The sequence below is a fragment of the Aeromonas sp. R4-2 genome (genome assembly GCF_040908295.1).
GTDB classification, from domain to species: Bacteria; Pseudomonadota; Gammaproteobacteria; order Enterobacterales; family Aeromonadaceae; genus Aeromonas; species Aeromonas veronii.
The window spans coordinates 137,389-157,756 of sequence record NZ_JBFODL010000004.1 but is presented as its reverse complement, the minus strand read 5'-3'; the positions used below and the strand labels follow the sequence as shown (position 1 = coordinate 157,756).

The window sequence follows — 20,368 nt, the reverse complement described above, 5'->3', positions numbered from 1 at the left end:
GCGGTTAGTCTAGCGGCGTTGAACCAACCCCATGAGGTACAGATGAAAACCGTATTGCGTTTTAGCCTGCTGGGCGCCTTGTTGCTGGGTGGCCATGCCTTCGCCGCCGAGCCGAAAAAATTTGATATCAGCATGTTCCCAGCCGCTGACGTGAATCAGGAACGTGTGGTGATCCGCCTGCCTGAAGTCGAGAAAGAAGCCGACATGATGGTCGAGCTGCAGGTCGGCAAAAAGATGATGGTTGATTGCAACGTACCGCGTTTTGCAGGCAACCTGGAACAGCACAGCGTCAAAGGCTGGGGCTACAACTACCTGAAACTGGGCAAAGTCTCCGACCCCATCAGCACCCTGATGATGTGCCCGGATAACCAGCAGAAAGAGACCTTCGTCCAGATCTACGGTCAGGGCTTCTTCGTGAACTACAACTCAAAACTGCCGTTCGTGATTTACGTGCCGCAGGAGTATGAAGTGCGCTACCGTCTGTGGCGTGCCGACAACCTGGCCCAACCGGCCATGATTGAGTAAGCATGTTTGAACCAAAGGTTCAGCTGGTTCACCGGATGTGATAAATAAAGCGCCGTATGGCGCTTTATTTTTGCCTGCACAGTCCAAAAAGTGACGTGCAAATTGGCTGCACGTTTACATAAGTTTATTATTTATCAACGCTTTTTGTGTGTTATGCCACAAAATCGGCGTCAGCGATGGGGCAAAGTGACTTCGATAAAAGATATTTATTAACATAGTGAGAAAATTGATTTTGCACTCGGCGATGGCCTGATGATACTTGCCCGCAAAGGTCAAACTAACCAGAAAAAAGAGCACTATGAGCTTCGAATCAGACAAGCGTTTCAACGACTTCAAACATTTTCCCCGTGGCCTGCGTCGCAGTGGCGAATTCACTGTGGCCGAAGCGGACAGTCTGGAAAAGAATGGTACCGCCATGCTGGCACTCTACCAGGGCAACCTTGCACCCCGTGACGATGTCGAGTCCGCCTTCGTCGAGCAGGTCAAATCCGGCGCAGCCGGTGCCAACCCCCATGCCAAGGTGTGGTTCAAGTACCTTAAGGTGATCGGTCCCAAGCGCGTTCATCGCCTCTGCACCGTCGTTGGCGGCGCCAGCGAAGAGAGCAGCGGTGGCGGCAGCTTTGATGTCGGTGGTGGCAGCGGCGGTGGCAGTGACGAGTCCATCGATTAATGGATACCGAGCTGCTTCGGACCTTTATCGAGGTGAGCAAGACTCGGCACTTTGGCCGGGCTGCTGAAAATCTCTACCTGACCCAGTCGGCGGTGAGTTTCCGGATCCGCCAGCTAGAGCAGCAACTGGGTGTCAGTCTGTTTGCCCGTCATCGCAACAACATCCGCTTGACCGCCTCCGGTGAGCGTCTGCTGCCCTATGCAGACGCCATCTTGCATACCCTTGGTCGTGCCAAGCAGGATGTGGCACTCTCGCCAGGATTCAGCCAGCAGTTGGCTATCGGCGCGCCCGCGGTGTTCTGGGAGCTCGATTTCAACGACTGGCTCAATCACATCTATGCATTGGCGCCCGGTTTGGCGGTGCGGCTGGAAACAGCCTCCCGCGAGCACCTCTGCCGCCAGTTGCTGGAGCGCTCCCTCGATCTGGCCCTGCTCTCCGAGCCCACCAAGATCGACGAGATTGCCCTGCATCCCATCGGTGAGCTGGTGTTCGAGCTGGTGAGCCGGGATCCGGCCGCCAATGCCGACAACCTGATGCAGATGCCGCACATCCACCTCGACTGGGGCACCAGCTTCGAGCCGCAACCCAGCCGGTTGCAGAGCCTGCAAAAGACCCCGGTGCTGCACTCCAGCTCCGCCAGCATGGCGTTGCAGTTCGTGCTGGCCAACGGTGGTGCTGCCTACCTGCCACGGCGGATGGTCAGCCCCTTCCTCGAGAAGGGGGAGCTCCATCTGGTGGAGGGGGGCCAGCCGCTGAGCCGCCCGCTCTATCTCGCCTATCTGGAGAAATCCGATCGCCGGGAGCTGATCGATCAGCTGTTGACCCTGCCACTGGGTTGGCACGATGCCGAACTGCGCCTTAACGTCGAATAAGTGTCGAGTGTTATTCAAGGAAGAGCCCACCCCACGGTGGGCTCTTCTGTTTGGGGGAAAATTGCAGGGAGCGAGGTCACGTAATTGGCGCGGGAGGCTTGGCGTCATCGGCCTGTAACGGTACCTTTTCAGGCTGTTTATCCGATTGAGCACTGACAGGGATGGATTGTAATTGATCGACTTTAGTCACCCCGAATGGCGGGCACTGGCGCAGCAGTTGCTGAGCCACTCACCTGTGGTGATCCGTGGCCGCCAGTGGCAACCGCTGGTGGGCCTGCTCAAGGATAACCAGCTGTTGCTCGCCCATGGCAGCCACAGCTATGAGCTCACCCCGGCCGGACGGCGCTATCTCACCCGCGAGCTGATGCTGGCCGAGATCGCCACCGCCCCCCCCGAGCCCGAGGAGTGGTTGCATGCTCAGGGCTGGCAATTGGGGGAGCAGGTCAACGAACGGGTGCTGGCGGCGCTCTATCGCAAGAGCGAGGTGAACTTCACCCCCAACGAGCAGATCGATTTCGAGGACAAGGGGATCCGGCTCTGTGCCGATCAGCTGTTGCGCTTGCGCGCAGCCCAGCCGTTCAGCCTCTTTTTCAGCGGCGGTACCCTGATCGACGCAGCCCCCTGGTTGCAGGCGCTGGGGGAGGTGGCGCTGCCCGAGCGCACCCTGGCGGGTCTTGGCAAGATCCTGTGGGGGGAGGGGAGCATCGAGCGGGTGATCACCACCGACAGCGTCGGCGCCTTTGCCGAGCTACCTCTTGAACCCGGCACCTTGCTGGTGTGGGCCCCTCCATCGGCTCCTCTAGCCTTGCAGCAGGTGGTGGCCGCCTTGCCCCCCAATGTGTTGTGGAGTCATCTCACCGCTCTCGACCCTGCCGGGGTGGATCGGCTGCAGGCGCTGGCCCAGCGGCTGGGTCGTCCGGCCAGCTGGTGGTTGCCCCGTGATCTGGCCCCCATCCTCAGCGCGTATGCCCAGCCTTTGACTGAGGCTCGGCCCTGGGAGCCGAGCCGGATCCCCAAGTCATTGTTAGCAGTTTGTAGCGGTTTGGTTGAGTCCAATGGTGGCTTGTCGGCCGAGGTATGCGCGCTGGCACCAGCGTGGCATGCCGTTGGTTGAAATTGGCCTGAAAGCGAGCCAAAAAGCGGTTTTCCCCCATTGAACGCGGTGATATAAAGAGTTGACGAAGCGCTCGCCAGATGAGCGCTTTTGTTTATCAAGCCGCTTTGCCACCCAACGAACTCAACGGAATACAGGGAATACCATGTTTGAAAAGGTTGTTGCCGCCCCAGCGGATCCGATCCTGGGCCTGACCGAAGCCTTCCGCGCTGACTCTCGCAGCCACAAGATCAATCTGGGCGTAGGGATCTACAAGGACGAGTCCGGTGCCACCCCCATTCTTCACTGTGTCAAGAAAGCCGAGCAGAAGCTGCTGACCGACGAGAAGACCAAGAACTACCTCGGTATTGAAGGCAATATCGAATATGGCCGCATCGTGCAGCAACTGCTGTTCGGGCAGCACTCTGCGCTGGTTGCCAGTGGCCGCGCCAAGACCGCGCAAGCGCCGGGCGGTACCGGTGCCCTGCGTATCGCGGCCGAATTCGTGGTGCGCAACGGTCTGGCCAAGACCATCTGGATCTCCGATCCCACCTGGGCCAACCACGTCAGCGTGTTCCAGGCCGCCGGTCTGACCGTCAAGTGGTACAAGTACTACGACGCCGCCACCAAGGGACTCGACTTTGCCGCCATGCAGGCTTCGCTGGCCGAAGTGCAGCCGGGTGAGCTGGTGCTGCTGCACGGTTGCTGCCACAACCCGACCGGTATCGACCCCACTAGCGATCAGTGGCGCGCGCTGGCCAAGCAGAGTGCTGCTGCCGGCTGGTTGCCGCTGTTTGACTTCGCCTATCAGGGTTTTGCCCGTGGTATCGAAGAGGATGCCGAAGGCCTGCGTATCTTCGCCGAGTGCCATGACGAGCTGCTGGTGGCGAGCTCTTTCTCCAAGAACTTCGGCCTCTACAACGAGCGTGTCGGCGCCTTCACGCTGGTGAGCGCGACCAAAGAGATCGCCGACGTGGCCTTCACCCAGGTCAAGACCGTCATTCGTGCCAACTACTCCAACCCGCCGTCACACGGCGCCGCTGTGGTCACCGCCGTGGTGAGCGATCCAGCTCTCTATGCCGAGTGGGTCGAAGAAGTGGCTGCCATGCGGGGGCGCATTCGCGAGATGCGCGAATTGCTGGTAGAGAAGCTGGCTGCCCTCGGCGTGAGCCAGGATTTCAGCTTTATCCGCGAGCAGAACGGCATGTTTTCCTTCTCCGGTCTCACCAAGGATCAGGTGGAGCGCCTCAAGAGCGAATTTGCCATCTACATCGTCGGCTCCGGCCGGATCAGCGTAGCCGGTATTACCCGCGCCAATATCGATCCTCTGTGCGAGGCGATCGCCAAGGTGCTGTAATCGCATCACCTTGCGCTCTGGTTCTATGCCATGAAAAAGCCCGTCACCTTGGTGACGGGCTTTTTTGATCGCCAACGGCTGATCGCCAAACAAGGGTAAGGGCGGCTCAGTGGTGGCGGGCACCTTGCCACAGCTTGCGCAGTTGCAACAGCAGCGCGGTCAGGGCACCGCCGCTCAGGGCAGTGAGTACCGCCAGCAGCAGGCTGCCGAGCAGGAAGGGAGGCACCAGGGTCGCAGCCTCCTGCTCCAGCCAGTGGAGCGTCCAGCTGAGGTGGAAAGGCTCCGGCGTCAGGTGCAGTACCAGACAACCGATGCGATAGGCGTAGAGGTACATGAACGGCAGGGTCAGCGGATTGTTGAACCAGACCGCCAGCAGCGCCAGTGGCAGGTTGAGGCTGAATGCCAGCGCCAGACCGACTGCGATGAGCGAGTGCATCGGGATGGGGAACCAGCAGGCGAAGATCCCGGCCGCCACCGCGCCACTCAGGGCGCGAGTGCCCCCTTGCCAGAGGGCGGGGGCAAGTAGTCGTTCACCAAACAGGGCAAACCACTTCTGCTGGCGCAGGGTGTCGGGATCTAGCTTGAAGCGGGCAAACCAGCGACTCAGCATGGGCGGGCCATCTTGCGTTTTTGCCACTGGCGCACCGTGCTGATCCGCCAGAAGGTGCGGATCAGGGTGTAACCGATAAGAGAACTGAGCAGGGCAAGGATCAGCGAGCCCAGCAACAGCGGCGGTGCCACAGTCCCCAGCACCGAGACCAGCCACTCCCAGGTGAACTCAATCTCTATCTGCTGTGCTGAATGTCCCAGCAGCTGGCAACCCACCAGATAGGCACCATAGAGCAGGGGCGGCATGGTAAAGGGGTTGGAGAGCCAGACCAGCGCCACCGAGAGCGGCAGATTGACCCGGCACAGGATGGCGCCACCGGCGGCCAGCAGCATCTGGCAGGGGAGCGGCACCCAGGCCATGAAGAGGCCCACCGCAAAAGCCCCGGCGGCTGACCGCCGGTTGAGGTGCCAGAGGTTGGCATCGAGCAGCAGTTTGCCGAACAGCCGCAGGTGCTTGTGTTCTTTCAGGGTTTGCTGATCGGGCATCCAGCGTTTAATGAGTCGTTTGGGCATATTGAAACCTTGCTAAATACTTGCTCCATGGATCTGCGTCTGTTGTCGTTTGCCCTGGGGGCAAGCTCCTCACTGCTCTGGCCATGGTTACCTTCACTCGCATGGGGGGGCCTGTTGCTGTCCCTGCTGATCCCCCTTGCATATTGCCGTGCCTGGCGGTGGCTATTTCTCCTGCTCGGCATCCTCTGGATGCAGGCCAATCTTGCCTATCGGCTGGCCTGGCTGGAGCGGTTGGGCGATCAGACGAGCCACATGATAACCGCAGAGCTGCAAAGTGCAGAGCCCGAGGGGGATAAATTTGTCCGGCTGCTGCTGCGGGTGAGCACCCTCGACGAGCAACCGGTGACACCTGAGCCCCTGATCCGGGTCAATGCCTATCAGGCATTGCCCGCCATGACAGTAGGCAGCCGGATCACCCTGGTGACCTCGTTGAAACCGGCTCACGGTCTGGCCAACGAGGCGGGGCTGGATGGGCGGCGTCTGCTGCTGGGCAAGGGGATCACCGCCACCGGCAATTTGCGTCGGGTGATAGATATTCAACAGGCACCTGCGGGTTGGCGCGAACGCTGGTTGGGGGCAGCGACCGAGAGTTGGCGTCCGCTTGACTATGCCCCCTTGCTGGCGGCGCTCACTTTTGGCGAGCAGAGCGGCATCACGGATGCCCAGTGGGAGCTGTTTCGCGGCAGCGGCCTGACCCATATCATCGCCATCTCAGGGCAACACATCGCGCTGGTGGCGGTGCTTGGGTGGTGGCTGGGCAGGCTGTTTGGTCTGCGCGGCGCCATCATCACCTCCCTGCTGTTTGCCGCCGTCTACAGTGCGTTGGCCGGATTTGCGGTGGCCACCGAACGGGCCCTGATCATGGTGCTGGTGTGGAGTGTATTGCGCTGGAGCCGGCGAGAGTGGCCGGCCTGGCGCATCTGGCTGTGGGCCTTTGTGGTATTGACCCTCTGGGATCCCTTCGCCCTCTATTCGGCCGGCTTCTGGCTCTCGTTTCTGGCGGTGGCCATCTTGCTGCTGGTGGGATATGTCCACGACAAGCCGGGGCTCTGGCAGATCCAGCTCTGGCTGCTGCTCGGTCTGCTGCCGCTGCAACTGGCGTTGTTCGAGGGGATAGCGCCCCTTGCCATGGTGATCAACCTGTTGGCGGTGCCGCTCTTTTGTATCGCCATCATCCCGCTGGCCCTGATCGGTGTGCTGCTGGCGCCGCTTTCCACCTCGCTTGCCTATGTCCTGTTCTGGCTGGCGGATCTGGGGCTCGGGTGGGTGTTGACGATCCTGAATTGGCTCGCCGATCAACTGCAACTGTGGTGGCCACTGCCCGGCTGGTGGCTGCCGCTTTGCACCCTGCTGTTGCTGCTCTGGTTCGCCGCGCAGTGGCGACCGGCACGCTGGCTCTGGTTACCGGGCGCCCTTGCGCTGGTGTTGGCGTGCTGGCCTGCTCCCGCCCGCTGGCAACTGCGGGTGCTGGATGTGGGGCAGGGGCTGGCGGTGCTGATCAGCAAGGGGGAGCGTGCCATCCTCTATGACACCGGCGATCGTTATCCCGGAGGCTACAACATGGCGGATGCTGTGATCCTGCCCCAGCTGAGCCATTTGGGGATCCGGGTCATCGATCGCCTCATCATCAGCCACAAGGATCGGGACCATGCCGGCAATCGCAAGCGACTGCTCAGCGCCATGGCGGTGCGCCACGAGTTCTCCTCTTACCCCTTCAGTGAGGGAACGACGCTCTGCCAGCGTGGGCAACAGTGGCGCTGGCAGGGGCTCTCGTTTGCAGTGCTCTGGCCCGAGCGCCCCGGTGGCGGGCGCAATAACGATGGCTGCGTGGTGCGTATCAGCGATGGGCAGCGCAGCGTGCTGCTCAGTGCCGATATCGAACGGCAGGCAGAGCTGAGACTGGTGGCACTGGAGGGGGAGGGGTTGGCCAGCACCTTGCTGGTGAGCCCCCATCATGGCAGTCGCACCTCCTCCACGCCCTCGTTTGTCGCGGCGGTGGCGGCAAAGGATGTGATCCACAGCGCCGGTTTTATGAATCAGTGGGGCTTTCCCCGTCCCGATGTGGTGGCCCGCTATCGGGATGCCCGCCAGTGGATCACCGGCCAGCAAGGGGCGATGCTGGTCGAACCCACAGCAGCGGGCTTGAGCGTCACCGCCGAGCGAGATCTGGGGCCCTGGTACCGACATAGTGGCGACTGGTGGAGACCGCGAGTGTGGTTTGAACAATAATCCGCCATTTCTGCCGTGTAGGAATGCGATATGGGTGGCGGCGCTTGGTGTAAGCCTGCGCTTTGGCTAGAATAGCCCGTCATTTCCATTACTAACGGCTATTCATGCAACAAGAAACCTCACAAGAGAGCTGGCCAGTATTCAAACGCCTGCTCGGTTATGTCCGTGATCGCAAGCTGGGCCTGGTCGGTGGCATCATCGGGATGCTGGGCTACGCCGCCGTGGATACCACCTTTGTCTACTCCATCAAGCCGCTGATCGATCAGGGCATCAATGGCAACGACAGCACCGTTCTGAAATGGATGCCCTTCTTCGTCCTCGGCATCGTGGCCCTGCGCGGTGTCGCCAACTTTCTCTCCAACTACTGCATGGCCTGGGTCGGCAACCACGTTGTGATGCGTCTGCAACAGCAGGTGTTCAATCACATGGTGGCAATGCCGATGAGCTTCTTCGACCGTCAGAACACCGGTCATCTGCTCTCCAAGGTGACCTATGACGCCAGTCAGGTCTCCTCGGCGGCGAGCACCACGCTGGTGACCCTGGTGCGGGAAGGGGCGACCGTGGTCGGCCTGCTCGGCCTGATGTTCTGGCACTCCTGGCAGCTGTCGGTGATCTTTTTGGTGGTTGGCCCGCTGGTGGGGGTCATCATCGGCCTTATCAGCCGTCGTTTCCGCCAGATCAGCCGTCATATCCAGCAGGCGGTGGGGGATATCACCACCTCCACCGAGCAGATGCTCAAAGGGCACAAAGAGGTGCTGATGTTTGGTGGCCAGAAGGTGGAAGAGAAACGCTTCTTCCAGGTCAGCAACAACATGCGCCAGCAAACCATGAAGATGGTCGCGGCTGATGCCATCGGCAGCCCTGTGGTGCAGATGGTGGCCTCCATCGCGCTGGCGGCCTTCCTCTATGTCGCGACCATTGACAGCGTCAAATCAACCCTTACTGCCGGTACGTTTACCGTCATGATCACCTCCATGATGATGCTGCTCAAGCCGCTGAAAAGCCTGACCGACGTCAATAACCAGTTCCAGCGGGCCATCACTGCCTGCCACAGCCTGTTTGGTCTGCTCGACACCGAGCCGGAGCAGGATACCGGCACCCGCACTCTGGAGCGCGCCCGTGGCGAGATCGAGTTTCGCAACGTCACCTTCACCTACCCGACCAAGGACACCCCGGCGCTGCACAACGTCAGCTTCAAGGTGGAGGCGGGTAAATCGGTGGCGCTGGTGGGCCGTTCCGGCTCTGGCAAGAGTACCATTGCCAGCCTGCTGACCCGCTTCTACGACATCGATCAGGGGGAGATCCTACTGGACGGCATCAACATCCGCGAATACAAGTTGAGCGAGCTGCGCAAGCAGTACGCGCTGGTCTCCCAGCATGTTCACCTGTTCAATGACTCGGTGGCCAACAACATCGCCTACGCGGCAGAAGACAAATACAGCCGCGACCAGATCGTGCAGGCCGCCCGTATCGCTCACGCCGACGAGTTCGTCAGCAAGATGAGCAACGGGTATGACACTGTGGTTGGCGAAAACGGTGCATCCCTCTCCGGTGGTCAGCGCCAGCGTGTTGCCATTGCGCGGGCTCTGCTGCGCGATGCGCCGGTTCTGCTGCTGGATGAGGCCACCTCGGCCCTCGATACCGAGTCCGAGCGCCACATTCAGGCGGCCATCGACGAGCTTTGCAAGGCGCGTACCTCGCTGGTGATCGCCCACCGTCTCTCCACCATCGAGAAGGCGGACGAGATCCTGGTGATCGACGAAGGTCATATCGTCGAGCGCGGTAACCACGAAGCATTGATGGAGCAGCGTGGCACCTATGCCCAGCTGCGCGCCATTCAGTTTGGCAACGCGGGAAGCAAGGCCTGATGCTGGAACGGCTCTGGTATCGCAAAAGTGGCTGGCGCTGGTTGCTGGCCCCCTTTGCCCTGCTGTTTGCCATCATCAGCGGCGCCCGCCGCTACGCCTATCGTCACGGCTGGCGCAGGGGGTATCGCGCCTCCTTGCCGGTGATCGTGGTGGGCAATATTTCGGTGGGGGGCAACGGCAAGACGCCGGTGGTGGTCTGGCTGGTGGAGCAGTTGAAAGCCCGTGGCTATCGTCCCGGGGTGGTGAGCCGTGGTTATGGTGGCAAGGCGCCCCATTACCCCTATCGGCTGGATAAGACCAGCACCACTGCGCAGGCCGGAGATGAGCCGGTGCTGATTGCCCGGCGCTGCGGCTGTCCGGTGGTGGTTGCCCCGAAACGGGCCGACGCGGTACGACTGCTGGAGAAGAGCGGTGAGGTGGATATCATCATCACCGACGACGGTCTGCAGCACTATGCGCTGGCCCGCGACATCGAGCTGGTGGTGGTGGACGGAGCGCGCCGTTTCGGCAACGCCTGCTTGCTGCCGATGGGGCCGCTGCGCGAGCCGATCACTCGTCTCAAACGGGTGGACGCCATCATCTGCAACGGCGGCGAGCCGGGCAAGGGGGAGTACCCCATGCAACTGGTCGCCGACACCCCGCGCCGGGTGCGCGACGATGCACCGCTTGCCGCCCCCTTGTCGGGGCCGGTTGATGCGCTGGCGGGGATCGGTCATCCACCCCGCTTCTTTGCCACCCTGGAAGGGCTCGGCTATCAGCTGGATCAGCAGGCCGCCTACGGCGATCATCACCCCTTCGATCGGGATGAGCTGGTGGGGCGCTTTGCCAGCAAGCCGCTGCTGATGACCGAGAAGGATGCGGTCAAGTGCCGCGCGTTTGCCCTCGATAACTGGTGGTATCTGCCGGTCAGCGCCGAGTTGCCCGCCTCCTTGCTCAATACCTTGTTGCACAAGCTGAACACGAGTGGAAAGGCGCAAGGCGTAACCAAGGCACAAGATTAATCTCTCTCGCCTGAATGGGGGAGAAGTGGACCAATAGCGGTCCCGTATGGAATATCTGGTTGCTCGACATCCATCGCTGGCGTGATGAAGCCGCCAGCGCGACATCGTTGAAGGAGTATCGTTTTGGCTTTGGACATCAAGTTGCTCGACATCATCGCCTGCCCGGTCTGCAAGGGTAAGCTGCACTACAACAAGGCCGTGCATGAGCTGGTCTGCCGCTTTGACAAGCTGGCCTATCCGCTGGAGGAGGGGATCCCGGTACTACTGGAGAACCGTGCCCGTCCGCTCAATAGCGATGAGTTGCCGTCATGAGTTTCGTCGTCGTCATTCCGGCCCGCTATGCGTCAACCCGTCTGCCGGGCAAGCCGCTGGCGGATATTCATGGCAAACCCATGGTGCAACACGTGGTGGAAAAAGCCCTGCAATCGGGGGCCGATCGGGTGATCGTTGCCACCGATGACGAGCGGGTACAGCAGGCACTGCTGAGCACCGGCGTCGAGGTGTGCATGACCTCACCGGATCACCAGTCCGGCACCGAGCGTCTGGCCGAGGTGTGCCGTCACTACGGCTTTGCCGCCGATACCATCATCGTCAACGTGCAGGGGGATGAGCCGCTCATTCCGCCCGCCATCATTCGTCAGGTGGCGGACAATCTGGCCGCCGCCACGGCGCCGATGGCGACCTTGTCGGTGCCGATAAGGGATGCCGAAGAGGCGTTCAATCCCAATGCGGTCAAGGTGGTGACTGACAAGGATGGCTACGCCCTCTACTTCAGTCGTGCCACCATCCCCTGGGATCGGGATCGCTTTGCCAAGAGCCACGAGCAGATTGGCGACCACTACCAGCGCCATATCGGCATCTATGCCTATCGTGCCGGCTTTATCCAGCGTTACGTAGACTGGGCACCGAGCGTGCTGGAGCAGGTCGAGGCGCTGGAGCAGCTGCGGGTGCTCTGGTACGGGGAGAAAATCCACGTCGCCCAGGCCCTTGAAGCGCCGCCGGTCGGGGTGGATACCCAGGCCGATCTGGAGAAGGTGCGGGCCTTTTTGGCCAAGTGATGGCCACAGCACTAACGTCATGAAAAACGGTGTCGCAAGGCACCGTTTTTTGTTTTGAAAATTTATATAATTATTTGATTTTAAACGTTAAACATGGGTTTTCTCAAACTTTTGGCGTGCATGGTTTGCCAAAGCGACGAGTTTGGTTATGATGCAAGACGCCCTGTTAACCCTAACCGGGCGGCTAAAACGAGATAAAACGGGGTGTTTGGGTGATAAATGTATTCCTGGTCGATGATCATGAGCTGGTGCGTACAGGGATAAGACGCATTCTTGAAGATGTGCGCGGGATCAAGGTGGTGGGTGAGGCACAGAGCGGCGAGACAGCAGTTACGTTCTGTCGCCAACACCATCCGGACGTGATCCTGATGGACATGAACATGCCGGGTATTGGTGGTCTGGAAGCGACCCGCAAAATTCTGCGGATCCGCCCCGATGTGCGCATCATAGTGCTGACCATTCATTCAGAAAATCCGTTCCCCACCAAGGTGATGCAGGCGGGCGCCGCCGGTTACCTGACCAAGGGGGCAGCCCCTGACGAGATGATCCAGGCGATCCGGTTGGTGCACTCCGGTCAGCGCTACATCTCCCCGGAGATTGCCCAGCAGATGGCCCTCAGCCAATTTGCCTCCGCTGACGAGAATCCCTTCAAGTCCCTCTCCGAGCGCGAGCTGCAGATCATGATGATGATCACCAAGGGGCAGAAGGTGACCGATATCTCCGAGCAGCTCAACCTGAGCCCGAAGACGGTCAACAGCTACCGCTATCGTCTGTTCAGCAAGCTGGGGATCAACGGTGACGTGGAACTGACCCATCTGGCCATTCGCTATGGCATGCTGGATGCCGATACCCTCTAATCGGGTGGCGTGTGGTCACAAAGGCGGCGAGTGCCGCCTTTTTGCTTTTTTGCCCCTTTGCTTTTCAGGCGGCGAGGGCAGTATGCTCTGCCCGTCAATTTTTGCCTTTGTGTGAGCCGAGTAGCTGATGACCCTCTCTCCCGAACCTCTCTTCGACAGCAAGGCGTTTCTGAGCGCCGTCACCCATCAAAGTGGCGTCTACCGCATGTATGACAGCGGTGGCACCGTGATCTACGTGGGCAAGGCCAAGGATCTGAAAAAGCGGCTCGCCTCCTACTTTCGCACCAACGTCGACAGCATCAAGACTCGCACCCTGGTGCGCCAGATCGCCGATATCCAGGTCACCGTCACCCACACCGAGACCGAGGCGCTGATCCTCGAGCACAACCTGATCAAGCAGTACCAGCCTCGTTACAACGTGCTGCTGCGGGACGACAAATCCTACCCCTGGATCATCATCACCGCGCACCAGCATCCACGCATAGGCGTGCATCGCGGTGCCCGCAAGATCAAAGGAGAGTACTTCGGCCCATACCCCTCTGGCGGAGCGGTGCGTGAGAGCTTGCACCTGATGCAGAAGATTTTTCCGGTGCGCCAGTGCGAGGATGCGGTCTATGCCAACCGCACCCGTCCCTGTCTGCTCTATCAGCTCAAGCGTTGCGCTGGCCCTTGCGTACCCGGGTTGGTGAGCGAGGCCGAATATGCCCAGCAGGTGGAGCTGGCCAAGCTGTTTCTGGCGGGCAAGAACCAGCAGGTGATTGGCGAGCTGGTGGGCAAGATGGAGTCCGCCAGCGGCGATCTGCGCTTTGAAGAGGCAGCCCGCTATCGGGATCAGATCCTGGCGCTGCGCCGGGTTACCGAACAGCAGTCGGTGAGCGGCAACGTGCTGGACGAGCTGGATGTGGTGGGGGTCGCCTTCCAGCAAGGTGCGGCCTGCATCCACGTGCTCTTTATCCGTCAGGGCAAGGTGCTGGGCTCGCGCAGCTACTTCCCGAAAGTGCCGGCTGACACCCCGCTTGACGAGGTGGTGCAATCCTTCCTGCTGCAGTTCTATCTGTCGGGGCAGGGGGGACGGCAGATCCCGAGCGAGGTGCTGCTTGATGTGGCGTTGGAGGACGAGAGCGTCATCGCCGAGACCCTGAGCCAGACCGCCGGTTACAAGGTGCGGGTGGTGAGCCGAACTCGCGCCGAGCGGGCCCGTTTCATCAAGCTTGCCTCCATCAATGCCGAGACGGCGCTGCGCTCGCGGCTTGCTCACAAGAGCACCATCACCGCTCGCTACGATCAGCTGGAAGAGCTGCTGGAGCTTGAGCGCCCCATCGCTCGCATGGAGTGTTTCGATATCTCCCACACCATGGGGGAGCGCACCGTGGCCTCTTGCGTGGTGTTCAACCGGGAGGGGCCGCTCTCATCGGAATATCGTCGTTTCAACATCGACGGCATCACCGGCGGTGATGACTACGCGGCGATGGAGCAGGCGCTGGAGCGCCGCTTTGGCAAGCAGCAGGAGCCGGACAAGGTGCCGGACGTGCTGTTTATTGACGGTGGCCTCGGCCAGTTGCGCCGCGCCGAAGAGATCCTGGCCCGTCAGTTGGAGTTCCTCGGCGGCAAATATCCGCTGCTGGTGGGGATTGCCAAGGGGGTCACCCGTAAGGCGGGGTTGGAAACTCTCATCATGGGAGAGAGCCACGAAGAGCTGCATTTGCCGGCAGATATGCCCGCTTTGCACCTTATTCAGCATATTCGCGATGAATCACACCGTTTTGCCATTACCGGCCATCGGGCCAGACGGGCCAAAGCCCGCACCAGCAGCAGTCTGGAGGATATTCCGGGGGTGGGACCAAAGCGGCGGCAGGCGCTGCTCAAATATCTGGGCGGCCTGCAGGAGGTCAAAAAGGCGAGCGTGGATGAACTGGCCAAGGTACCCGGCATCAGTCAGGAGCTGGCCCAGACCATCCACGATGGCTTGCACAGCGCCTGAGCAGGGTTTGCGGCATGGCAAAATCGCTAACTCCTTGATGCACAAGAGCCGTGACGCGGGGGGGCCGTAAATGCCATAATGACCCTCGCATTTTGAGAAGATTGATGGATTAAAAAGACCAAGACGGGCGCCAGTGCGGTTGCATCGCAATTCGGCTTTGGCGCACTATGTAGCGACGTACAAGAAGTGGCTGAAAATAATGACAAACATACCTAACCTGTTGACGTTTTTCCGGATTTTGCTCATTCCCGTCTTCGTCATCCTGTTCTATCTGCCTTATCAATGGTCCTATCTGGCTGCCGCCATCGTCTTTATTCTGGCCGCTGCCACCGACTGGTTTGATGGCTATCTGGCTCGCAAGCTCAATCAGTCCACCGCCTTTGGCGCCTTCCTTGACCCCGTTGCCGACAAGATCATGGTTGCCGCCGCACTGGTGGTCATCGTCGAACACTACAACACCATCTGGGTCACCATCCCCGCCATGACCATGATTGGCCGCGAGATCATCATCTCCGCCCTGCGTGAATGGATGGCCGAGCTCGGCAAACGCTCCTCGGTGGCGGTCAGCTGGATTGGCAAGTGGAAGACCATGATCCAGATGGTGTCACTCACCGGTCTTATCTGGCAGTACAACGTCTGGATGGTATGGCTCGCCTACGTGATGCTCTATGTCGCCACCGTGCTCACCTTCTGGTCGATGTTCCAGTACATGAAGGCAGCCTGGGGCGATTTGACCCACCACGCCAACCAGTGAGTCACTTGCGCCGCAAGGTGAGGTTTCCGCTGATTTGAGACAGGAAATGAGCAAAGGCGCTAAAACTGTTCAAAAAGGGCAAAAAATGCCCGAACGATCAGGTAATTAAATATTTCTGGTTGACTGGGCGAGGAACATCGCTAGAATGCGTCCTCGTAGTCAGGCAGTCAGCCAGACCAATGCGGGAATAGCTCAGTTGGTAGAGCACGACCTTGCCAAGGTCGGGGTCGCGAGTTCGAGTCTCGTTTCCCGCTCCAAATTCAGACAATAGAGAGCCAACTCTCTTTTGCATGGCGCGTTAGCAAAGCGGTTATGCAGCGGATTGCAAATCCGTTTAGTCCGGTTCGACTCCGGAACGTGCCTCCATATTGACAAGCGCGCCACGCGAGCTTGATACAGATTGCGGTGCCCGAGTGGTGAAATCGGTAGACACAAGGGATTTAAAATCCCTCGACGTTCGCGTCGTGCCGGTTCGATTCCGGCCTCGGGCACCATTAAAATCAAAGAGTTACGTAAGGCCACTAGAGATAGTGGCCTTTTTCTTTTGCCTAAATGGCGACAAAGTGGCGACAGCGCTTTTATAAGCGGTTCACCCTTCCTGTAATGTTGAGCAACAGGATCTTCTTGTATGATGCCGCTCTGCCTGACGGCGCACTTCATGCGGCGCCTTTCCCTGGCCATGTCTCGGTGCGTTGTCAGGCAGAATGAGAAGGGCCCCACATTGTGGGGCCCTTCTTGCATCCAGACATCACTCCGGCAGCTCTGCCAGTTTCACTTCTAGTTGCAGGCGGTTGGTGTAGCCCTGGTCGGTGAGGTCGTGTACCACCTGGGTGAGTAGCCAGTCAGCCTCGTCGATTTGTGGTTTGAATCCCCTGACCGTGGTGGGTTGTTCCGGGTAGAGCTCGGGGCGACCTTTGGCCAGGGTGATCTGAAACTCTGCCACGCTTCGCTGCAGCTTTTCCCACTCAGCCCGCGCTGCCCTCATTGCGTTGCCTTGGCTGGCGTAAACGTGGCGCAGCTCCTTGACGTTCTCACTGTCGCCAACCAGCAGCTCGTTCTCCTTCTTGTTGACTACCACCCCCGGTGGTAGCGGCCGTTCCTCTTTCGGTTTGGTCTTCCGCTTGCGCTTCACCTCGATTTTCTTCTTCTCGGCGGCCTTGTTGTCTTGCCAGTAGGCGATGACACCGGTGTATGCATCGCGGTCGGCCACCGAGAACTGGTGCTGATCGCCGTCCTGGCGGGTGATGGTGACAGCCGGCAGTGGCTCACCGCTGGCGGTGGTGCCGTTGCCCGCCTTGATGAACATCAGACGGCCAGATTTGACGGTGGCGATGGCATCCTGCTCGGTGGCCAAGCGGGTGAGAAAGGCCAGATCGCTCTCGTTGGTCTGGTCGATGTGGTCGATCACCATCCCCTTGAAGGCGTCGCCAACGCTCGGTGTCAGGCCATAGCGGGCGGCAAGCTGCTCAACGATGGCGCCGATGGTCTCGAAGTGCCAGCTGCGCTCGCGCAGTTTGTTCATGCCCCCGCGCAGGTCTGCCGACTTGCCCCGGATGGTGAGCACATCCGGCGCGCCGCCATGCTCCACCTCGTCAATTTTGAAGGTGCCTTTATCGACCAAGTGGCCGCCTTGCCACCCGATGCTGGCTTGGAGGGTGGCCCCACGGCGCGGCATGGCCAGCTTGCCATCGCTGTCATCGAGGGCGATCTCGATGGTGTCTGCCGAAAAGCCCCGGTTATCGGTGATGGTCATGTGCATCAGGCGTGGGCGCAGGGTGCCCGAGACATCGCGACCATCGACCCGCACCTGATAGGCGGGCGCCGGATGTTGTTGGCGCAGGGCATCCAGTTGGCTGGTGATGCCAAGGTTTTCAGTCAAGCGGGTACCGAACTGGTCGAATGCCCCCATCAGAGCAGCCCCCCGAGTTTGCCGCCTACGGTGTTCAGCAGCTTGCCGACGCCCAATCTACCGAGCAGGTTGCCCGCGGTGCGCCCGAGCAGGGTATTGCCGAGGGAGCTGTCGTTGTCATCGACCCGCTTGAGCTTGATGCTGAACTCGATTTTTCTGGCGCTGCCATCCTGGAAGAACTCGCTGCGGGTGGTGCTGATCCCCTCTATCACGAACGAGCCGCGCATCACGCCATCCCCCTGGATTAAGGGGAAGGCTTGGCCGCTGTCGCCCATGCTATTGAGCATATCGAGGGAGACGGGCCCGCCGGTGAGCTCTGGATAGAGTACCCCGCTTAAGTGACTGAGCTCGTCATCTGGCCCGAGGTACTGATATGAGGGGCGGGCACCGACCCGGTTATTGCCCGGGTGGCGCCATGATTTTTCGTCTTGTTGAGATTGCGGGGCCACGGTCGAGCGCATAAACACGAACCAGCCCAGAGTCATCATCATGGTGGTTGCTCCTTAGTTGCGGTCGGTCAGGGAGGCGCGGCCACTGGCGGCTGCTTGCCGTTCGCGTCGGTCCAGTTCGCGGCGCACCTCTTGCGCCACATCGGTGGCTGATTGTCCCGGTTGCTGGGTGATACTGATCGGGGCGTGGATCTGGGTGGTGCTGTTGCCTCGGGCCACTGGTCGCACCGGGGTGACGATGCGCGGACCATAACCCGAACCGCCCGCCATGGCCGGGGTGTTGTAGTTGCCGGTGAGGTAGCCTGACGGATTGACGTTGGCGGTGACCGAGCCGCCCCCCTTCATCCAGTCCGGCAGCAAGTCGGTGAGGGCTTTGATCTTGTTCTTCAAGCTCTCCCACTTGGCACTGATGCCGCCAATCAGGCCGTCGATGATGGCCTTACCCTTGTTGGCGGCCCCTGCTGGCAGGGTATCGAAGAAGGCCCAGATCTCGTTCCAGTGCATGATCAGCATGCCGATGGGGGTCCATGAGAAGAGCTCTTTCAGGAGTTCCCAGAAGGCGAGAGCAGGGGCCTTGCACTGGGCCCATAGGTCGCTGAACCACTTGGTAACCCCATCCCAATGTTTGTAGAGCAGGTAGGCCCCGGCCGCGATTGCCACAATCCCCATGATGAACCAGCCGATCGGGGTGGTGAGCATGGCAATCCCGAGCCTGACCATGCCCATGGTCAGCGCCTTGATGAAGGTCAGCAGCGGGCCGCCATAAACCAGCAGGGTTGAAAGCCCCATCTTGATGGCGGCCAGCGGCCCCAGCAGACCGGCCACAATCAGCAGAAGTGACCCGCCAGCGGCAGCCGCTACGGCGGTGACTGCCGCAATACGGGTCAAGGTCGTGGTGAGCTCTGGGTTGGCCCGCATCCAGTCACCAGTGACCTGGATGATCTCGGTGATGCGCTGGATAATGCCACGCAGTGGGCCGTTCTCGGTCTCCATCATCTGGATCCCCACGTCGTCCCAGGCGGAGGTGAGGTTGTCCAGGTCGCCGATGGCGTTATCGGCCATCACCTTGGCGACCTTGCCCGCTTCCCCCTGGGTTTGCTTCAAGGTGGCGATCAGCTCCTGCAGCTTGCCGGAACCGGCCTGCTCGGTCAGCACGGTCAGGGCGGCAAATGCCTCTTCGCCGGCGATGGCCTTGAAGTAGCCCGAGCGGGTGGCATCCCCCATCTTGCTGGTTTTCTTGTAGAGCTCGTCCAGGATATCGGGCAGCGAGCGCAGGTTGCCCGCCGCATCGGCGGTCTTGACGTTGAGGGCGGCCAGCGCATCATTCGCGGCCTTGGGCGGAGAAGCCAACCGGCCGAGAATGGCGCGGATGGCAGTCCCGCCCATGCTGCCCTGAATACCCGCATCCCCCAGTTTGCCCGCCATGGCAGAGGCGGTTTCAAGGTCGACCCCGAGCCCTGCCGCCACCGGCCCCACGTATTTCATGGTTTCACCCAGCATCTGCAAGTCGACGTTGGCGCGGGTGAAGGTGCCGACCATCACATCCCCCAAGCGGGTCATCTGGTTGGCCGGCAGCTTGAAGCCGGTCAGGATGTTGGACCCGATGTCAGCGGCGGCAGCAATCTCGACGCCGCCCGCCTTGGCGATATCGAGCACCCCGGGCATGGCGTCACGGATTGCCTTGGGGGTGAAACCGGCCATAGCCAGAAAGCCCTGGCCCTGCGCCGCTTCGCCCGCCGTGAAGGCGGTATTGGCGCCGAGCTCCCGAGCCTGGGCCCGCAGGGCGGCCAGTTCGCTGCTCTCTTTGCTCAGCCGGGTGATCGCCTGCACCTTGGACATATCGACATCAAAGCCCATCGCCTTGCCCGCGATATTGGTGCCCTTGTAGATGGCCGCGCCCCCGGTGGCCATGCCCGCAGCGCCATAGCCCGCCAGAGTGCCGCGCATCGACATGGTTTTGTCGTAGTTGGCTTTGATCTGGTTGAGGCGCTTTTGCTGGTCGGCCAGTTGCCCCAGCTTGGCCCGTTGCTGGTCGAGCTGGCTGTTGGCGGCAGCGAGATCGCTCTTGAGCTGACGCTGGTGCTGGCCCAGCTGTTTGGTGTTGATGCCTGCCTCGCCCATGGCCCGTTTCAGGCTGCCGTGACGGGCGACCATTTCCCGCTCTTGTTGGGAGAGGTCGCGCACCTTCTGCTTGGCTTGCTCCATAGCCCGGGTCATGGCCTTGGTTGGCTGTTCGACCTTGGCGAACTGCTGGGCCATCTGCTGGGCGTCGCGCTGTGCCTGGGTCAGCTGGGCGCGGGTTGCGCCAATCTGCTGGCCGAGGGTGCGATAGCCATCAATCTGGCCGCTCTGGGCTTCCAGCTCCTTGATGAGCTTTTTCGTGTCGACCAGGTCTTTGGCGGTGATGCGGCTCTGGCCGCTTGCTGCCTTGAGGGGGGCGGTGAGCTTGTCGATCCCGTTAAGCAGGATTTGCAGTTTGAGAGGGTTCATTGTTGTTCTGCCCCGTTGATGCGGTTGTGAGTCTCAACGAGGCGTTGGTGCCAGCCCATCAGCTCGCTGATCTCCATGACCGCCATCTCAGACGGCGGCCAGTGGGCGATGATGGCCAGATCGGCCATCACCT

At 60.6% G+C, this 20,368-nt stretch carries 19 protein-coding genes and 3 tRNA genes; 16 read left to right on the top strand and 6 right to left on the bottom strand.

Annotated elements, in window-relative coordinates; translation table 11 throughout:
* Positions 1 to 42 precede the first annotated feature (42 nt).
* The 5 genes from eco (at position 43) to AB5Y99_RS01015 (ending at position 4,517) form a co-directional block, all read left to right on the top strand.
* The gene (gene eco / locus AB5Y99_RS01035) at positions 43 to 525 is read left to right on the top strand and encodes a serine protease inhibitor ecotin (RefSeq protein ID WP_005337529.1); all 483 of its coding nucleotides are present in this window, start codon (positions 43 to 45) and stop codon (positions 523 to 525) included.
* Between the two features lie 298 nt (positions 526 to 823).
* Positions 824 to 1,195, top strand: a complete 372-nt coding sequence (locus AB5Y99_RS01030; protein WP_368208443.1) for a DUF413 domain-containing protein — start codon at positions 824 to 826, stop codon at positions 1,193 to 1,195.
* On the top strand, positions 1,195 to 2,067 hold the full coding sequence (gene hdfR / locus AB5Y99_RS01025; protein ID WP_236302520.1) for an HTH-type transcriptional regulator HdfR: 873 nt from the start codon (positions 1,195 to 1,197) through the stop codon (positions 2,065 to 2,067). The genes AB5Y99_RS01030 and hdfR overlap by 1 nt, the downstream gene beginning before the upstream one ends.
* 172 nt (positions 2,068 to 2,239) lie before the next feature.
* The gene (locus tag AB5Y99_RS01020) at positions 2,240 to 3,181 is read left to right on the top strand and encodes a hypothetical protein (protein ID WP_005347040.1); all 942 of its coding nucleotides are present in this window, start codon (positions 2,240 to 2,242) and stop codon (positions 3,179 to 3,181) included.
* Between the two features lie 145 nt (positions 3,182 to 3,326).
* On the top strand, positions 3,327 to 4,517 hold the full coding sequence (locus AB5Y99_RS01015) for an amino acid aminotransferase (RefSeq protein ID WP_323886072.1): 1,191 nt from the start codon (positions 3,327 to 3,329) through the stop codon (positions 4,515 to 4,517).
* Between the two features lie 106 nt (positions 4,518 to 4,623).
* Here the strand turns inward: AB5Y99_RS01015 and AB5Y99_RS01010 are convergent, their stop codons facing one another.
* Positions 4,624 to 5,127, bottom strand: coding sequence for a DUF2062 domain-containing protein (locus AB5Y99_RS01010; protein ID WP_323886166.1), 504 nt, complete (start codon positions 5,125 to 5,127; stop codon positions 4,624 to 4,626).
* Positions 5,121 to 5,639, bottom strand: a complete 519-nt coding sequence (locus AB5Y99_RS01005; protein WP_005350890.1) for a DUF2062 domain-containing protein — start codon at positions 5,637 to 5,639, stop codon at positions 5,121 to 5,123. The genes AB5Y99_RS01010 and AB5Y99_RS01005 overlap by 7 nt, the downstream gene beginning before the upstream one ends.
* 27 nt (positions 5,640 to 5,666) lie before the next feature.
* On the opposite strand from AB5Y99_RS01005, the gene AB5Y99_RS01000 reads away from it, so the two are divergent.
* From AB5Y99_RS01000 to AB5Y99_RS00950, 11 genes are all read left to right on the top strand, one after another.
* Positions 5,667 to 7,868, top strand: coding sequence for a DNA internalization-related competence protein ComEC/Rec2 (locus AB5Y99_RS01000; protein ID WP_368208441.1), 2,202 nt, complete (start codon positions 5,667 to 5,669; stop codon positions 7,866 to 7,868).
* Positions 7,869 to 7,972: 104 nt separating this feature from the next.
* Positions 7,973 to 9,736, top strand: a complete 1,764-nt coding sequence (gene msbA / locus AB5Y99_RS00995) for a lipid A ABC transporter ATP-binding protein/permease MsbA (protein ID WP_005359702.1) — start codon at positions 7,973 to 7,975, stop codon at positions 9,734 to 9,736.
* Positions 9,736 to 10,737, top strand: a complete 1,002-nt coding sequence (gene lpxK / locus AB5Y99_RS00990) for a tetraacyldisaccharide 4'-kinase (RefSeq protein WP_323886077.1) — start codon at positions 9,736 to 9,738, stop codon at positions 10,735 to 10,737. Before msbA ends, lpxK begins: the two co-directional genes overlap by 1 nt.
* 123 nt (positions 10,738 to 10,860) lie before the next feature.
* Positions 10,861 to 11,049 (top strand): Trm112 family protein, encoded by a 189-nt coding sequence (locus tag AB5Y99_RS00985; RefSeq protein WP_005347033.1) that lies wholly within the window; start codon positions 10,861 to 10,863, stop codon positions 11,047 to 11,049.
* The gene (kdsB, locus tag AB5Y99_RS00980; RefSeq protein WP_127005846.1) at positions 11,046 to 11,795 is read left to right on the top strand and encodes a 3-deoxy-manno-octulosonate cytidylyltransferase; all 750 of its coding nucleotides are present in this window, start codon (positions 11,046 to 11,048) and stop codon (positions 11,793 to 11,795) included. The genes AB5Y99_RS00985 and kdsB overlap by 4 nt, the downstream gene beginning before the upstream one ends.
* A gap of 212 nt (positions 11,796 to 12,007) precedes the next feature.
* The gene (uvrY, locus tag AB5Y99_RS00975; RefSeq protein WP_005337448.1) at positions 12,008 to 12,652 is read left to right on the top strand and encodes a UvrY/SirA/GacA family response regulator transcription factor; all 645 of its coding nucleotides are present in this window, start codon (positions 12,008 to 12,010) and stop codon (positions 12,650 to 12,652) included.
* 127 nt (positions 12,653 to 12,779) lie between these two features.
* Positions 12,780 to 14,633 (top strand): excinuclease ABC subunit UvrC, encoded by a 1,854-nt coding sequence (gene uvrC, locus AB5Y99_RS00970; RefSeq protein WP_139494024.1) that lies wholly within the window; start codon positions 12,780 to 12,782, stop codon positions 14,631 to 14,633.
* A 199-nt stretch (positions 14,634 to 14,832) separates the two neighbouring features.
* Complete coding sequence (gene pgsA / locus AB5Y99_RS00965; RefSeq protein WP_139494025.1) at positions 14,833 to 15,387, top strand: CDP-diacylglycerol--glycerol-3-phosphate 3-phosphatidyltransferase; 555 nt, start codon at positions 14,833 to 14,835, stop codon at positions 15,385 to 15,387.
* Between the two features lie 181 nt (positions 15,388 to 15,568).
* A tRNA-Gly gene (locus tag AB5Y99_RS00960) sits at positions 15,569 to 15,644 on the top strand.
* A gap of 35 nt (positions 15,645 to 15,679) precedes the next feature.
* Positions 15,680 to 15,753, top strand: a tRNA-Cys gene (locus tag AB5Y99_RS00955).
* Between the two features lie 41 nt (positions 15,754 to 15,794).
* Positions 15,795 to 15,881 (top strand) — tRNA-Leu (locus tag AB5Y99_RS00950).
* A gap of 254 nt (positions 15,882 to 16,135) precedes the next feature.
* Here the strand turns inward: AB5Y99_RS00950 and AB5Y99_RS00945 are convergent.
* The 4 genes from AB5Y99_RS00945 to AB5Y99_RS00930 are packed head-to-tail and all read right to left on the bottom strand — an operon-like array spanning position 16,136 to position 20,363.
* Entirely contained in the window at positions 16,136 to 17,296 is a 1,161-nt protein-coding gene (locus AB5Y99_RS00945; RefSeq protein WP_368208438.1) for a phage late control D family protein, read from the bottom strand.
* The gene (locus AB5Y99_RS00940; protein ID WP_108541149.1) at positions 17,296 to 17,787 is read right to left on the bottom strand and encodes a phage tail protein; all 492 of its coding nucleotides are present in this window, start codon (positions 17,785 to 17,787) and stop codon (positions 17,296 to 17,298) included. The genes AB5Y99_RS00945 and AB5Y99_RS00940 overlap by 1 nt, the downstream gene beginning before the upstream one ends.
* A 12-nt stretch (positions 17,788 to 17,799) precedes the next feature.
* A complete protein-coding gene (locus AB5Y99_RS00935; RefSeq protein ID WP_368208436.1) occupies positions 17,800 to 20,235 on the bottom strand; it encodes a phage tail tape measure protein in 2,436 nt (811 codons plus the stop codon).
* Positions 20,232 to 20,363 carry a GpE family phage tail protein gene (locus AB5Y99_RS00930; RefSeq protein WP_041202707.1) on the bottom strand — a complete coding sequence of 44 codons (132 nt, stop codon included), beginning with the start codon at positions 20,361 to 20,363 and terminating at the stop codon, positions 20,232 to 20,234. Before AB5Y99_RS00930 ends, AB5Y99_RS00935 begins: the two co-directional genes overlap by 4 nt.
* Between the last annotated feature and the right edge of the window lie 5 nt (positions 20,364 to 20,368).